This window comes from Pantoea sp. MBLJ3 (assembly GCF_000816655.1).
In the GTDB taxonomy this organism is placed as follows: domain Bacteria; phylum Pseudomonadota; class Gammaproteobacteria; order Enterobacterales; family Enterobacteriaceae; genus Pantoea; species Pantoea eucalypti.
On record NZ_JSUT01000012.1, the window covers coordinates 310400 to 324937 of the forward strand.

General features: G+C 56.7%; 13 protein-coding genes. 9 read left to right on the plus strand and 4 right to left on the minus strand.

Annotated features, from left to right (window positions below):
- Positions 1–41: 41 nt before the first annotated feature.
- Complete coding sequence (treA, locus tag NP77_RS17920; protein ID WP_039661055.1) at positions 42–1727, minus strand: alpha,alpha-trehalase TreA; 1686 nt, start codon at positions 1725–1727, stop codon at positions 42–44.
- 209 nt (positions 1728–1936) lie between these two features.
- On the opposite strand from treA, the gene ghrA reads away from it, so the two are divergent.
- From ghrA to NP77_RS17935, 3 genes are read left to right on the plus strand one after another with little or no spacing between them, the layout of a single operon-like run.
- Complete coding sequence (ghrA, locus tag NP77_RS17925) at positions 1937–2878, plus strand: glyoxylate/hydroxypyruvate reductase GhrA (protein ID WP_039661056.1); 942 nt, start codon at positions 1937–1939, stop codon at positions 2876–2878.
- Between the two features lie 39 nt (positions 2879–2917).
- Entirely contained in the window at positions 2918–3655 is a 738-nt protein-coding gene (locus NP77_RS17930; RefSeq protein ID WP_008925969.1) for a phosphatase, read from the plus strand.
- Between the two features lie 28 nt (positions 3656–3683).
- Positions 3684–4250 carry a molecular chaperone gene (locus tag NP77_RS17935; protein ID WP_003853337.1) on the plus strand — a complete coding sequence of 189 codons (567 nt, stop codon included), beginning with the start codon at positions 3684–3686 and terminating at the stop codon, positions 4248–4250.
- 1 nt (position 4251) lies between these two features.
- Here NP77_RS17935 and NP77_RS17940 read toward each other — a convergent pair whose 3' ends face one another.
- Both NP77_RS17940 and NP77_RS17945 read right to left on the minus strand, forming a co-directional pair.
- Positions 4252–5631: a CoA transferase gene (locus tag NP77_RS17940; protein WP_039661059.1), complete on the minus strand. Its 1380-nt coding sequence runs from the start codon at positions 5629–5631 to the stop codon at positions 4252–4254.
- 46 nt (positions 5632–5677) lie between these two features.
- Positions 5678–6562, minus strand: a complete 885-nt coding sequence (locus NP77_RS17945) for a DMT family transporter (protein WP_039661060.1) — start codon at positions 6560–6562, stop codon at positions 5678–5680.
- A gap of 170 nt (positions 6563–6732) precedes the next feature.
- Here NP77_RS17945 and NP77_RS17950 point away from each other — a divergent pair, with 170 nt between their 5' ends.
- Complete coding sequence (locus NP77_RS17950) at positions 6733–7458, plus strand: glutamine amidotransferase (protein ID WP_039661061.1); 726 nt, start codon at positions 6733–6735, stop codon at positions 7456–7458.
- Here the strand turns inward: NP77_RS17950 and NP77_RS17955 are convergent.
- On the minus strand, positions 7446–8009 hold the full coding sequence (locus NP77_RS17955) for a class I SAM-dependent methyltransferase (protein ID WP_003853330.1): 564 nt from the start codon (positions 8007–8009) through the stop codon (positions 7446–7448). The genes NP77_RS17950 and NP77_RS17955 overlap by 13 nt on opposite strands.
- 233 nt (positions 8010–8242) lie before the next feature.
- Here NP77_RS17955 and NP77_RS17960 point away from each other — a divergent pair, with 233 nt between their 5' ends.
- The 5 genes from NP77_RS17960 to NP77_RS17980 all read left to right on the plus strand — a co-directional run bounded on the left by NP77_RS17960 (position 8243) and on the right by NP77_RS17980 (position 14537).
- On the plus strand, positions 8243–9763 hold the full coding sequence (locus NP77_RS17960) for an aldehyde dehydrogenase family protein (protein ID WP_003853329.1): 1521 nt from the start codon (positions 8243–8245) through the stop codon (positions 9761–9763).
- Positions 9764–10820: 1057 nt separating this feature from the next.
- Entirely contained in the window at positions 10821–11417 is a 597-nt protein-coding gene (locus tag NP77_RS17965) for a hypothetical protein (RefSeq protein WP_003853326.1), read from the plus strand.
- A 23-nt stretch (positions 11418–11440) separates the two neighbouring features.
- A complete protein-coding gene (tssJ, locus tag NP77_RS17970) occupies positions 11441–11935 on the plus strand; it encodes a type VI secretion system lipoprotein TssJ (RefSeq protein WP_003853323.1) in 495 nt (164 codons plus the stop codon).
- Between the two features lie 5 nt (positions 11936–11940).
- Complete coding sequence (tssK, locus tag NP77_RS17975; protein WP_039661097.1) at positions 11941–13281, plus strand: type VI secretion system baseplate subunit TssK; 1341 nt, start codon at positions 11941–11943, stop codon at positions 13279–13281.
- Between the two features lie 17 nt (positions 13282–13298).
- The gene (locus NP77_RS17980) at positions 13299–14537 is read left to right on the plus strand and encodes a DotU family type VI secretion system protein (protein WP_003853319.1); all 1239 of its coding nucleotides are present in this window, start codon (positions 13299–13301) and stop codon (positions 14535–14537) included.
- Position 14538 lies beyond the last annotated feature (1 nt).

Sequence of the window (14538 nt, forward strand, 5' to 3'; positions counted from 1 at the left end):
GTGCGGATACCTCCGGCGGGGCCAGAGGTATCCAGAGTGACTTAGTTTTGTGAGGCAGACGCCTGAGGAATATCGTGGGCGCTGTTACAGGTTTTATCTTTCGGGCAATACTTATCGAGCAGTTTCAGCGTGACGCCGTTTGTCCAGCCGAAGCCGTCCTGCAGCGGATATTCACCGCCACCGCCGCCGCCAAGATTTTTGCCGTCAACGACATATTTCTCTACCAGTTTATGCTCACGGTCATAGGTGTTCTGGACGTTTTGCAGGAAGCGTAAGCCGACCTCTTTTGCGAGTTTCGGCTGGTTATAGTGCTCAAGACCTTCCACGGCAACCCACTGCAGCGGAGCCCAGCCATTCGGTGCGTCCCACTGCTGACCGTTGTTTACGGTGGTTGTTACCAGACCACCCGGCTTCAGCAGCTGTTTTTCTACCGCGCTGGCGGTGCTTTCAGCCTGCCTGTCACTGGCTACCTGAAGATAGAGCGGGAACAGGGCAGCAGCCGTTAACTGCGGATGGACCTGTTTTTTCTGCCAGTCATAGTCGGCGTACCAGTTCTGTTTGCTGTCCCACAGATAGCGGTTGATTGCCGCCTGACGCTTCTCTGCGCGATCGGCAAACTGCTTTGCCAGATCGCTCTGCTTATTCATCTGGTAGCCTTTTGACAGCGTCTGCTCCAGGTGGAACATCAGGCTGTTAAGGTCAACGGGCGCCAGCTGTGTGGTGCGGATTGTCGACAGATTATGCGCATCGGTGAACCAGCGGGAACTGAAATCCCAGCCCGACGCGGCACCGGAACGCAGCTCGCGGTAGAGCTCGGCTTTATTGCGCTGCGGCGCTTTCTGCGCGGTGGCAATATCATCCATCCAGGATTCAGTACGTGGCACGTCGCGCGCATCCCAGTAGCGATTGAGCAACGTACCATCCGCCAGTTTAATCACCCGCTTGCTGGCGGCACCGGCCGCGACTTTATCGCTGTCGGCCATCCAGTAGTCATACTCTTTCTGCAATTGCGGCAGGTAGCGGGTATAGGCTTTGCCGTCATCATGCGTGGCCAGCAACTCGACCATCATGCTGAAGAACGGTGGCTGTGAACGGCTCAGGTAGTAGCTGCGGTTGCCGTTGGGAATGTGGCCATAGCGGTCAAGCAGCGAGGCGAAGTTATCCGTCATATCCTGGACTTTATCCCAGTGTCCGCTCTCGGCCAGCCCCAGCATGGTGAAGTAGCTGTCCCAGTAATAAACTTCGCGGAAACGCCCGCCAGGCACCACGTAGGGTTTTGGCAATGGCAGTAGCGAGTCGTATTGACCCACGCTGCTGGTGGTGCGGGTCAGTACTGGCCACAGGCCATCAATGTGCTCACGCAGGTTTTGTCCCGCAGGCGGGACATATTTGTCGCCCGCAGCGGGCAACGTAAAGTTGGTATCCACAAAACGTTTCAGATCGAAATTGCGCTGTTTCTTCTGCATCTGCCAGTCGGCAAGAATCGAGGCGGGATCGAATTTCGGCACGGCATCAGCAAAGGTCTTTTGATCGGGATAGAACTTCGCCTGTTGCACGGCGTTAAACAGCGGCCCTAAACGAACGTCCGGCGGCTGCGGCTGATTGTTCAGCATGCGGCTGTTATCGTCGGCATGGGTGGTGAAAGCGGGAACGCTCAGCAGCAACGTGAGCAGAAAGGGCGCATAACGCTGACGCCGTGGGTTGGCGTTTACCTCAATTTTTGTCATCGGTTTTTCTCCTTGTCCGAAATGCGGCCGCGCGTAACGCATTGACCACAGGACCAACTTTAGACCTTATCTGTCTATTTAACCCTGACGCGAGCCGGAAATGTGAAGCCACGGGAATTATTTTTATGGAAAAAACCGCTTTTTCACGCCGGTTTTTTCTTGCTCTCACCCCACTTTTCCCCGACGCTGAAAGAAAAAAGGAGAGCAGGATGGAGATCATCTGGTATCACCCGTCGCAGTCTGCAGCGGCCTGGATTAACGGTTTACAACAACGCCTGCCTCAGGCGCGGGTTCGCGCCTGGCAGCCAGGCGACAACGGTCCGGCTGATTATGCGCTGGTCCGCTCCCCGCCCGCAGAGATGCTGCAGGGACGCGCCACACTGCGCGGCGTTTTTGCACTGGGCGCAGGTGTTGACGAAATTCTTAAGCAGCTGCAGCAGCATCCTGAGATGCTGCCCGACAGCGTGCCGCTGTACCGGCTGGAAGATACCGGGATGGCGCGTCAGATGCAGGAGTACGCGGTGCATAGCGTGCTGAGCTGGTTCCGTCGTTTTGACGACTACCGTCTTCAGCAGCAGCAACAGTGCTGGCAGCCGCTGCCCGCTTACACGCGTGAAGCGTTTACCATCGGCATCCTGGGCGCCGGCGTACTGGGACAAAGCGTGGCGGAGAGCCTGAAACCCTGGGGATTTCCGCTGCGTGTCTGGAGCCGCTCACCGAAAAAAATTGATGGCGTAACCAGCTTTGCCGGACGCGATGCGTTGCCTGCGTTTCTGCAGGAGACGCGGGTGATCATCAACCTGCTGCCGAGCACACACGAGACAATCAATCTCATCGATCAGCACTTTTTACAGCAGCTGCCGCACGGCGCGTTCTTCCTTAACATCGCACGCGGCGCGCAGGTGGTGGAAGAGGATCTGCTGGCTGCGCTTAACAGCGGTCAGCTGAAAGCGGCAGCACTGGATGTCTTTCAGGTGGAACCGCTGCCCGAAGCACATCCGCTATGGTCCCATCCGCGTGTCATGATCACACCCCATAATGCGGCGGTAACCTTAATCGACGAAGCTATCGACTACATCGCCCGTGCCATCAATCAGGATCAGGCAGGCGAGCCGCCGCAGGGCAGGGTGGATCGTCAGCGCGGCTATTAATGAAACGGCCCCGTCAGGGGCATTCAGCAGGAGAAGAGGATGTATCCGGTAGATCTGCATATGCACACCATCGCCAGCACGCATGCTTACAGCACGCTGCATGACTACGTGACTCAGGCGAAGCAAACCGGCCTGAAACTGTTTGCCATCACCGATCACGGCCCTGACATGGCCGACGCGCCGCACTACTGGCACTTTATTAATATGCGCGTCTGGCCGCGCGTGATCGATGGCGTAGGGATTCTTCGCGGTATCGAAGCCAATATTAAAAATCAGCAGGGCGAGATCGACTGTTCTGGCCCGATGCTTGATGCGCTGGATTTAATCGTCGCCGGTTTTCACGAGCCGGTTTATGCGCCGCGGGACAGAAAGCATCACACTGACGCGATGATTGCCGCCATGGCAGGTGGTCTGGTCCATATCATCAGCCATCCGGGCAACCCGAAATTCCCTGTCGATATCCCGGCGATTGCCGAGGCCGCAGCGCATTACAATGTGGCGCTGGAGCTGAATAACTCCTCCTTTACCCACTCGCGTCCGGGCAGTGAACCCAACTGCCGGGCTATCGCCGCCGCCGTGCGCGATGCAGGTGGACGACTGGCATTTGGCTCCGACTCCCATACGGCTTTCACGCTCGGCCATTTCGAGCACTGCCTGCGCATTGCCCGCGAGGTGGATTTTCCCGAGGATCGGGTGTTAAATGTCACGCCGCGTCGCCTGCTCGACTTTCTGGAAATGCGTAGCGGCAAATCTATTGCTGAACTGGCTGACTTTTAATTTATTTTGCCTCAAGGAAATCTGACTCATGAATGAGTTTTCCATTCTGTGCCGTGTGATTGGCTCACTGTTTAATCGTCAGCCGCAGGACCCGCTGCTGGTGCCGCTGTTCACACTGCTGCGTGAAGGCAAACTGCAGTCGCAGTGGCCGCTGGAGCAGGATGAGCTGCTGACGCGTCTGCAACAGAACAGCGATCCGCAGGCGCTGGCTGCTGATTACAACGCGCTGTTCGTTGGCAGCGACTGTAATGTCCCGCCTTACGCGTCACAGTGGCCGGAAGGCAAAGCTGAAGCGGACGTGCGTGCATTTCTGACCTCACGTGGAATGCCGCTGAGCGATGCGCCTGCTGACCATTTTGGTGTGCTGCTGCTGGCCGCATCATGGCTGGAAGATCAGTCCGCGGAAGATGAGAGCGCAGCGCAACTGGCGCTGTTTGAAGAGTATCTGCTGCCGTGGTGCGGTACGTTCCTGGGTAAAGTGGAAGCGCACGCTACCACTGCGTTCTACCGCACCCTCGCGATGCTGAGCCGCGAAGCGATTCAGGCGATGTACAACGAATTGCTGGATAGCAGCGAAGAAACGCCCGACGCCTGATTCACCAGGTCGCCGGGTGCGTACCCGGCGCGGAGCCAGATGTCGCGAACATCTGCGGGGTGCCGGGGAGCCAGGCTGCTGCCCGCAGCCTTACCCCCAATCCCCACGGCGTTAATTCGTAACAGGGCAGGTTATCTTTAACCTGTGGCTCAATGCCAGCGCCTGCGCACTGCCCGAGTGGGTGCTGCTGCAATAGCCATGCGGTGCGCGCCAGTGACAGCCGAACCAGGCTGCCGTGACCATCTGTAACGCGTCGCCTCAATCCCTCCAGTACCGCCGCCGCCAGCAGATAGCCAGTGGCATGATCCAGTGCCTGAACTGGCAGCGGAACCGGTTTATCGCTCTGCTGCCACTGCATACCCCGTTCAGCAATGCCACATCCCATCTGCACCAGACTGTCAAACCCCCGGCGGTTGCGCCACGGTCCCTGCCAGCCCCACGCATTAAGCCCGGCAAGGACAAGGCCAGGTGAGAGCGCCTGAAGGGTCTCTGCGTCAAACCCAAGCCGTTCCAGCGCATCCGCCCGATAGCCATGCACCAGCACGTCTGCCTCGCGCAGCAGGCGGATAAACTGCTCGCGATCGGCAGTCTGAGTCAGGTCGAGCACCGCACGGCGCTTGCCACAGCTCAGCTCCTCATCCAGTGTCGGCTCCTGCCAGCCCGGCGGATCGATGCGCAGCACGCTGGCCCCCAGGCTGGCAAGAAATCGGGTAGCGACCGGCCCGGCAATAATCCGCGTCAGATCCAGAACTTTTATACCCATTAACGGACGCGCCTCGGCCAGCGGCCAGTCGGGCAGAGGAGCTGGCTGGGTGATCTGCCAGCTAAACAGCGGTTCGCGCTGCACTGCCTGACCCTGCGGATGCTGCTGCCAGGCAGCGGCGCTTCGCATCTCTGCGGCACAGCCACCGGCATCAATAATCGCCTGCTCCAGTTCGCTGGCCTGCCACCGCTGGACCTGCATCGCCAGCGCCGCGCGATCGGCGTGCGCGCCCAGCACCTGCTCCATCGCCAGCCGGTGATGTGCGGCATTGGTATGCAGGCGGATCCAGCCATCGCGGCTGCGATAGTCACCGGCAAACGCATCCCACATCGCGGGTGCAGCACGGTTCAGCGGATAAAAACTCTGCTGAAACCAGCGCGATGCCAGGCGCACATTAACGGCGACGGGCGGAGAGCAATAGTCAGGGCGGGAGGCGGCGATGAGCGCGGCGGTGGCCTGAGTTGCCAGACCAATGCTGGTGGCCGCCAGTTCACTGACGGCAAAAGCAGAAGAGAAGGTGGCGCGATCAACGAAAGCGGGAAGAGGCAAGGCGTCGGCGTCGCCCCGCAATCCCTGCTGCATCTGCTGCCACAAAGAAGCGGCAAGCTTTAAGTCCATGTTGTGCTCCCTGAGAAAGGTCATTTCTCAAGCATAGCACGCCGGATTAACGCCGCCGCAGGCGCGGGAAGCGGGCATGCATCCGCAGGTTACGCAGGTTAATCACCGCGATGGCCGTGCCGAGGATCACCAGTGAAGCACCGATAATCTTAAAGCTGTTCAGGCTGTCACCCAGTACCACAATCCCCATCAGCACGGATAAAACCGGCGTCAGCAGCGAGTAGGGCATGATCAGATTGACGTTATATTTCTTCAGCAGCACATACCACAGCGTATACGCCACAATTGATGAGGCGATGGCGCTGTAGAGAATCGCGAACCAGCCGTGCCAGCCTGCATGCTGCAGGGCATAGAGCTGGTTCGACTCCATCACAAAGCTGGACGCGCCTGTGATTGGAATCGCCAGGAACGCAATCCATCCGGTCATGGTTAAGGGCTTTATCGGCGGTGACTTCTTCACAATCAGATTACTGACGGCCCAGCCGGTGGCGCTGCACAGCAGCAGACAAAGCACCCACCAGGACGGAATCGTCGGGCTGCCGGAGAGCACCACCACGCCGCTCAGCGAGATCATAATGCCCAGCAACTGCACCAGCTTCAGTTTCTCTTTCAGCACCACCATCGCCAGCAGCATCGCAATCGGCGTTCCCAGCTGCACCACAATGGCGCCAGTGCCGGCATCGGTGTAGCGCAGGCCGACAAACAGTAGCGAGAAGTGCATAAAACCGAACGTAAACGCCAGCAGCAGCAGCCAGCGTAACTGTTGACGATTAATCCGGCAAAACGGCACCAGCACGATGGCCACGACCACAAATCTCATAAACGTCAGAAACAGAGGCGGCAGCTCCAGCAGGCCCCATTTCACTGCAACGTTGTTGAAGGCCCAGATTGAAACCACCATCAGAATCAGAAAAAAATGCCGCACAGCCACGATAATATCCTTTTGATGATTTTTGCTTAGCCCGCTAATGATGGCACGAACTGCGGCATTCCAGCCAATCGCAGCAACAAATTTTCTGCAATTGCCGCGCAGCCGCTGAGACTTTTGCGTGCGATGCTGGCAGACTGATTTGAAACGACTTCTTAAGGAACCGATTCGGTATGATACCTGTGTCCGCGTTACCCCTTGCGTTAATTCAGCTTGAAGTCCCACCCGCAAACGTCGTCTCAGAGATTGGTGAACAGCCACGCTGGTTTATTGATGCGCTGGATTTGCAACCTGATGCGTACCTGATTGTCCGGCCCCATCTGGGCGAGGCATTACCCGATTTCGATCAGATATCCGGGGCGATCCTCAGCGGTTCCTGGGCGATGGTCACCGATCACGCTGAGTGGAGCGAACGCAGTGCCGCATGGATTCGGGCAGCGATTGATCATGATCTGCCGCTGCTGGGCGTCTGCTATGGTCATCAGCTGATGGCCTATGCGCTGGGCGGCGAAGTGGCAGATAACCCCAATGGATGGGAGCGTGGTCTGTTACCGATTCGCTGCTCAGCTCAGGCGCAGCGCGATCCGCTGCTGCAAAACCTGCCACAGGATTTCAGCGTCTGGCTATCGCATCGTCAGTCGGTTATCAGCGCGCCGCCTCAGGCGCAGGTGCTGGCCGCGTCTGCACGCGATGGCTGTCAGATTGTGCGCTATACGCCGCAGGCGATCTCGGTGCAGTTTCATCCCGAATTTACACGGCACATCATGAACGCATGCCTGCCTGAGGGCTGTAAAGAGGATGGGGCAAACGACATTGAAGGAAAAGACTGGGCGCGTGCGTTGCTGGTGGCATTCTGGCAACAGACGCGCCCGGCAATGGGGCGTGCTCAGGGCGCGTAGTGACGCGTGCAGCGATAAACCCAGGCGGGTGGCACATTTTTCAGCACCCGCTGGCGCTCCCAGGTGAAGTAGCGCGACAAGTCAGGCTGGGTCAGCGAGGTGTACTGGAACTGCACAAACACGCCCTTCGGGCCGAGGGCGTTATAAACCGCGCGCAGAATGGCTTCACGCAGCTCAGGCGGAAGTGACAGCAGCGGCAGGCCAGAGAAAATCACGTCATATTCCCCGCTCAGGTACTCCGCAGAACAGGTCCGTACTGTCATGCGTGGATCATCCATCGCAACAAGTTTGTCTGCCAGCGTGTTACTGATCTCAAAAGCATCCAGCGTGGCATCAGGTGACATCTGATCCAGTATCCAGCGCGTCAGCACCCCATCACCCGCGCCGAGTTCGGCAACACGTAATGTTTCAGGCCATTCGACTGATGCGATCATGGCGCGGCACAACGCCTCAGATGAGGGCGTAATGCTGCCCATCTTGCGTGGGTTGCGGATAAACTGATGCACGAAATTGGCTTTAGCGCGCATCAGGGTAATAGCTGAAGCCAGCATGTTCATCTCCAGAATGAATTTATCCTCAGGTTGACCCTCTTTGTGCCGCAGAAGTTTCTCTTTGAACAGCCGTTTGGGTAAAAGTCGGAATTATCTAAAGACGAAGCGGAAACGCCTATTCCTTCGGGGCGGTCACAGTTTCCGGATAACAGACCTGACAGGCTCTCAATGATGCTTCATGTTAATAATAAGTTTCATCATTGTTACATCAGTCACCTGTCAGGAGAATGACCATGCGTTACGCCGCCCCCGGAGAACAGGGTTCTCTGATCACATTACAAAAGAATTATGGCAACTTCATTAATGGTGAATTCGTCGCGCCGGTGAACGGCAACTACTTCACCAATACTTCGCCAGTGAACGGCTCTGCGGCCGGTGAGTTTCCCCGCTCAGATGCCGCCGATGTTGATAACGCCGTCGCCGCTGCGGCTGCGGCGGCTGACGCCTGGGGAAAGACATCGCCACAACAACGTTCTCTGCTGTTACTGAAGATCGCCGATCGGCTGGAACAGCATCTGGAGACCATGGCGGTCTATGAAACCTGGGACAACGGGAAACCGGTACGCGAAACGCTGGCGGCGGATATGCCGCTGGCGGTCGATCACTTCCGCTACTTTGCCGGTTGTGTGCGGGCGCAGGAAGGCAGTGCGGCAGAGATTGATGAGTTCACCGCTGCCTACCATTTCCACGAGCCGCTGGGCGTGGTGGCGCAAATTATCCCCTGGAACTTCCCGTTGTTAATGGCGGCCTGGAAACTGGCGCCGGCGCTGGGCGCAGGTAACTGCGTTGTACTTAAACCGGCAGAACAGACGCCGCTGTCGATCACCGTTTTTGTCGATCTGATTAAAGACCTGCTGCCGCCAGGCGTGCTGAACGTGGTGCACGGCTTTGGTAAAGAGGCAGGCGAAGCGCTGGCTTCTCACTCCGGCATTGCTAAGGTGGCCTTTACCGGCTCTACCGCCACCGGGGGTCACATTCTGGAACTGGCAGCGAAAAGCCTGATTCCCTCAACGGTCGAACTGGGGGGCAAATCACCCAACATCTTCTTTGAAGACATCATGCAGGCGGAAGAGAGCTTTATTGAGAAAGCCGCTGAAGGCGTGGTGCTGGGCTTCCTGAATCAGGGCGAAATCTGTACCTGTCCGTCACGTGCACTGGTGCAGGAGTCCATCTACGAACCGTTTATGGCCGCCGTAATGAAGCGGGTAAAAACCATTAAACGGGGCGATCCGCTGGACACCGAGACCATGGTGGGCGCGCAGGCGTCACAGCAGCAGTTTGATAAAATTCTCTCTTACCTTGAGGTTGCCCGTCAGGAGGGTGCCGAAGTACTGGTGGGTGGCGGTGTTGAGAAGCTGGATGATGAACTTAACAGCGGTTACTACATTCAGCCCACCCTGCTGAAAGGCAACAACAGCATGCGGGTTTTCCAGGAGGAGATCTTTGGACCGGTGATCGGCATCACCACTTTTAAGGATGAGGCGGAAGCGGTCAGCATTGCTAACGACTCTATTTATGGGCTGGGTGCGGGCGTCTGGACGCGAGATATCAACCGTGCTTATCGGGTGGGCAGGGCGATTAAAGCCGGTCGCGTCTGGACTAACTGCTACCACCTCTATCCGGCACACGCCGCGTTTGGTGGGTATAAAAAATCGGGTATTGGTCGCGAGACGCACAAAATGATGCTGGACCACTATCAGCAGACCAAAAACCTGCTGGTCAGTTACAGCATCGAGCCGCTGGGCTTCTTCTGATCGACCTGACCAAATAATTTTTCCGTTTGTTACCGTTAAACCACGCTGAGGCGTGGTTTTTTTATGTCCCGACTTTGTAACCTGCTGACACACTTAAACTTATCAGCGGTCAGATTTTTGTAAAGAACGCTTAATCAGTCCTGGCTGCGCACAGAGTGTGGCCGTGTAGCGTTTCGCTTATCTGCCTTAATTCCTTTCCCTTCTTCACTCACGGCAACGCTGTCATTCAATCAATTAACTCATTGATAAATTGTCTCTTTACAGATAAATCCTGCCGCTTTAACGGCACTTCAGTGAAGGATGCCGTTTCTCACCACGCTTCCGTCACCCGCAATCAGCACCACTTTTTACATGAGTTACTTTAATGATGCTTCAGGGGTGAAAACACTAATTTGTAAAAATACTTTATATTTTTGCATGTTGTTAAGATTTGTCCTAAGTGGGTGCTTAAAAGCTCGACATATTTGGCTTAACTTATTTAGTTAATTATTTCTTAAGTAAATTCTAATGAAATAGGCCCGTTGAAATTTTGTCAATCTTCTGTAAACTCGCAGCTTATATTTACACATGGATCGTAATTTCAGACCCACGGGCAGGGACTACCTGGCTCGTGCGGTAGCTATGAAATTTTATAATGATAATAAATACATGAAAGTTAAGCATTTAATTCATGTGTTAACAGGTGTGTTAAGTCATTTTATTTCGTAAGCGAATAGCGTTGTGTATGTAAATCGTATTCAGTTTGTCGGTTTTACGACCAGGGATGGCATTAGTAAAACTTGGGTTTTGCCTGCCTGCTTAAATTTGCCGGGAAAAAATTGATCATGTTTCTGATCGTTTATTGCCAGGTCAGATTCTTCTTCATTCCCGCTCATACCTTCGCTGATGGTTTTTCATACTTAACTTTAACTGATCGTTTTTTGTAAGGTTACGCAACAGTTTTGCGCCGTTCGTTTAAGAATGATCATTCTCAATGGCCCTGATTGCGCTTCTTTCAAGCCCTGTTTCTAAATTTTCAACACTCACAACCGGCCTTTGGCCTCTCTCCAGGATATGAATGGAACACAACATGAAAAAAATGGCGAAGCTCCACATTGCACTAGGCCTGATGTTTGTTTTCTCTCTCGCGGGTTGTAAAACACCGCCAAAAATGACCGATGACACACTGGTCACCAGCACGGTGGACGGCGTAGCGCTCAGCCACCGTTATGCCGTAAAACCCCCCGCGCAGTTCAGCCCGATTAACGAGACTTACCGCGCGCTCTATCCTGGCTCGGTGATGAGCCAGCCAGGCTACGGTGGCAAGGTGGTGGAGACGCTGAAAACCGGTGAAAGCTATACCGTGATTGGTCAGGTGGAGAACAACTGGCTGGCGCTGGGTGAACCGGCCCAGGCTGCAGAAGCGAAACCGGATAGCGGCACGGCTACCGTGAAAGATGCACCGCAATCTGCCACGCCGCAGGCGACAGTTACGTTGACGGGCTATGTGCCGTTTCGCGCCGTGGTGAAAAGCGATCTCTACGATCAGACAGTTAAAGCCGATCAGCCTAAACGTCGTGCGCGCAGTAGCAGCAAGAAGAAAACCTGTGTCGCGGTGAATGGTGACAGCACTGCCTGTCAGAACAGCACCAACGGAACCTGGATCATTAACTAATCGCAAAAAGCAGGGAGGGCTTGATGATGAGAACAACTCAACTGCGTGGTGGGCTGATAGTGCTGCTGGCGTTGCTGCTGGCGGCCTGTAGCAGCAGTAAGCAGCCTGTGGCTTATTACAACCTGGACGTGCAAGGACAGAATCAGCTCAATGGCGGTGCGCCGCTGAAAGTCCGGGTGTTGTTACTGAGCTCCGATGCGGAGTTCATGTCAGCAGACTTCTTCTCCCTGCAAAACCAGTCCGCCACCGTACTGGGCAGCGCACAACTCAATACCCAGCAGTTCTTCCTGACACCCGAGCAGCGCAGTAAAACGCTGCGCATCAAGAGCCTGCCGGAGACACGCTTCATCGGCATCATGGCGGAATATCAGGCGCTGGACGGCAAAGTCTGGCGCCTGTCGCTGCCGGTGCCTGAAGATGCGTCGCCCTCATTCTGGGCGTTCTGGAAACGTAACGATGGCGAGCTGAATGCGCGCATTGTGGCGGGGATTAATGGCCTTCGCGTGGAAAAACAGTGATGCCTATGAACAGAGCCGAAAAAGTGGTCTGGACCGAGGGGATGTTCCTGCGTCCCCATCATTTCCAGCAGTCAGAAAATTATCTTCTCAGCACCCTGCGTGAGTGGGGCCAGTCACAGCGCGCTTATACCTGGGGCTTTTACGATCTGGAGTTTGATGAAGCGTTGCTGCGTCAGGGAAAACTTGCGCTGAGCGCCGCCAGCGGCTGCCTGCCGGATGGCACATTTTTCTCCTTCAGCCAGCCACAGCATGGCCCGGCACCGCTGGACCTTCCGGCCTCTGTTGACCGCAGCAAGGTCGTGCTGGCGATACCGGCCCGACGCAATGGCCGCGAAGCCGTCGCTTTCCAGGAGTCGCAGGACTCTCTGGCGCGCTACCTTGCCTGGGAAGCGGACGTGGAAGATGACAACGCACAGGCCGTGGGCAGCGCCACAGTGCAATTCGGCAAGCTGCGCCTGCGTCTGATGCTGGAGCAGGATCTTACCGCCGAGTGGACTGCGATGGGCGTGGCGCAGGTGATTGAAAAACGCAGCGACAATCACATCCGGCTCGACAGCGACTACATCCCGCCGATGCTGGGCCTGAACAGCAGTCGTCCACTGCAAAACATGTTTAACGACCTGTACGGGCTGATCCAGCAGCGCAGTCAGCAACTGAGTCAGCGAGCGCCGGGCACCGGCCGCTTCAACAGCGCTGATATGGTCGATTTTATGCTGCTGGCGCTGCTCAATCGTCAGCTTGGCCTGCACAGCCATCTGCAACATCTGCCGTTACTGCATCCTGAAACGCTCTATAGCCACTGGCTGCAACTGGCGGCGGAACTCAGCACCTGGACGCCCGCCCGCGCACCTGATGCGCTGCCGCTTTATGACCATGACGATCTTCACAGCTGCTTTAGCCGTCTGTCGCTGCTGTTGCGGCAGGGACTGTCGCAGGTCATGGAAGAGAGCGCGATTCAGCTGCCGCTGACCCAGCGCTCGCACGGCCTGAACGTCGCCACTGTACCGGAAAGCAGCATGGTGCATGAGTTTGGCTTTGTGCTGGCAGTAAAAGCCAGCGTGCCGGCTGATACCCTAAAAACCCATTTCCCGGCGCAGATGAAAGTCGCTCCGGTCAGTAAAATCCGCGATCTGGTGCAGCTGCAACTACCGGGCCTGGCACTTCGGGCGATGCCTGGCGCGCCGCCGCAGATCCCGTGGCATGCCGGATACAGCTATTTCGAACTGGATAAGAACAGCGAGCTATGGAAAGAGATGGAGCGCTCGGGCGCTTTTGCGCTGCATCTTGCCGGTGAGTTTCCGGGCCTGAACATGGAGTTCTGGGCCATCCGCAGTCAGTCAGAATAATAAACTGAGCACGCAGCATGATGCAGGAACAACAAAAATCACACAGCGATCTTGCGCCCGATGCCAGCCACCAGAATGTGCTGGTCGCGGCGGCTAACCCCCTGATTAACGCGATTCCACAGATCCGCCATTCGGTGTCGCATGACGATCCGGCGCAACTGCGCCAGCAACTGATTGACCAGATTCGCCGCTTCGAGCTGAGCTGCCAGCAGTCCGGTCTCGGCTACGAAGTGATCATCGGCGCGCGTTACTGCCTTTGTACCGCGCTGGATGAGGCGGCGGCGCTGACCCCGTGGGGCAGCCGCGGCGTCTGGACCAGCAACGGTTTACTGGTGACGTTTCACAACGAAACCTGGGGTGGCGAGAAGTTTTTCCAGCTACTGGCCAAGCTGTCGCAGAACCCAAGACGCCACATTCTGATGCTGGAGCTGATCTACTTCTGCCTGCTGCTGGGGTTCGAAGGCCGCTACCGGGTGCTGGACAATGGCCGTTCGCAGCTGGAGACCATCAAACAGCGTCTGCTGCAGATGATCAGAAGCGTGCGCGGCAATTACGCGACGGCGCTGTCACCGCATCCCACCGATCAACCGGTGCTGCGCAAGCTGTGGCGACCGATGATCCCGCTCTGGGCCTGCGCCGCAGTCGCCGGACTGGCGGCTTGCCTGTTCTATATCGTGCTCAACTGGCGTCTGGGCGATTACACCTCGCCGGTGCTGGCCCGCATCTATCAGACGGCGCTACCGGAAGTGAAGATCGGCAACCCTGCGCCGCCACCGCCCGCCACGCTCGACCTGCGCGGTTTCCTGAAACCGGAAATTGATGCCGGGCTGGTGGCGGTTCGTGATGAAGCGGATCGCAGCGTAGTGACTCTGAAAGGGGATGGGTTGTTTGCTTCGGCGGCCACCGACGTGCGCGGACGCTATGTCGACGTGATCCAGCGCATTGCCGCCGCCATGAACAACGTCAGTGGCCAGATTCAGGTGATTGGTTACAGCGATAACGTACCGATCCGCAGTGCGCGCTTCGGCTCCAACTTTGAGCTTTCGCTGGCACGCGCGCGGTCGGTGCAGTCCCTGCTGCAACAGCAACTGGCAGATCCATCACGGGTGAAAGCGGAAGGGCGCGGCGAAAGCAATCCGCTGGTGCCAAACAACAGCGCAGAAAATCGCGCACGTAACCGTCGCGTTGAAATCACACTGCTGGTGGCGCCGGATGCGACGCATGCCGAACTCAACGGCCTGGCGAGAGGGAACTGAT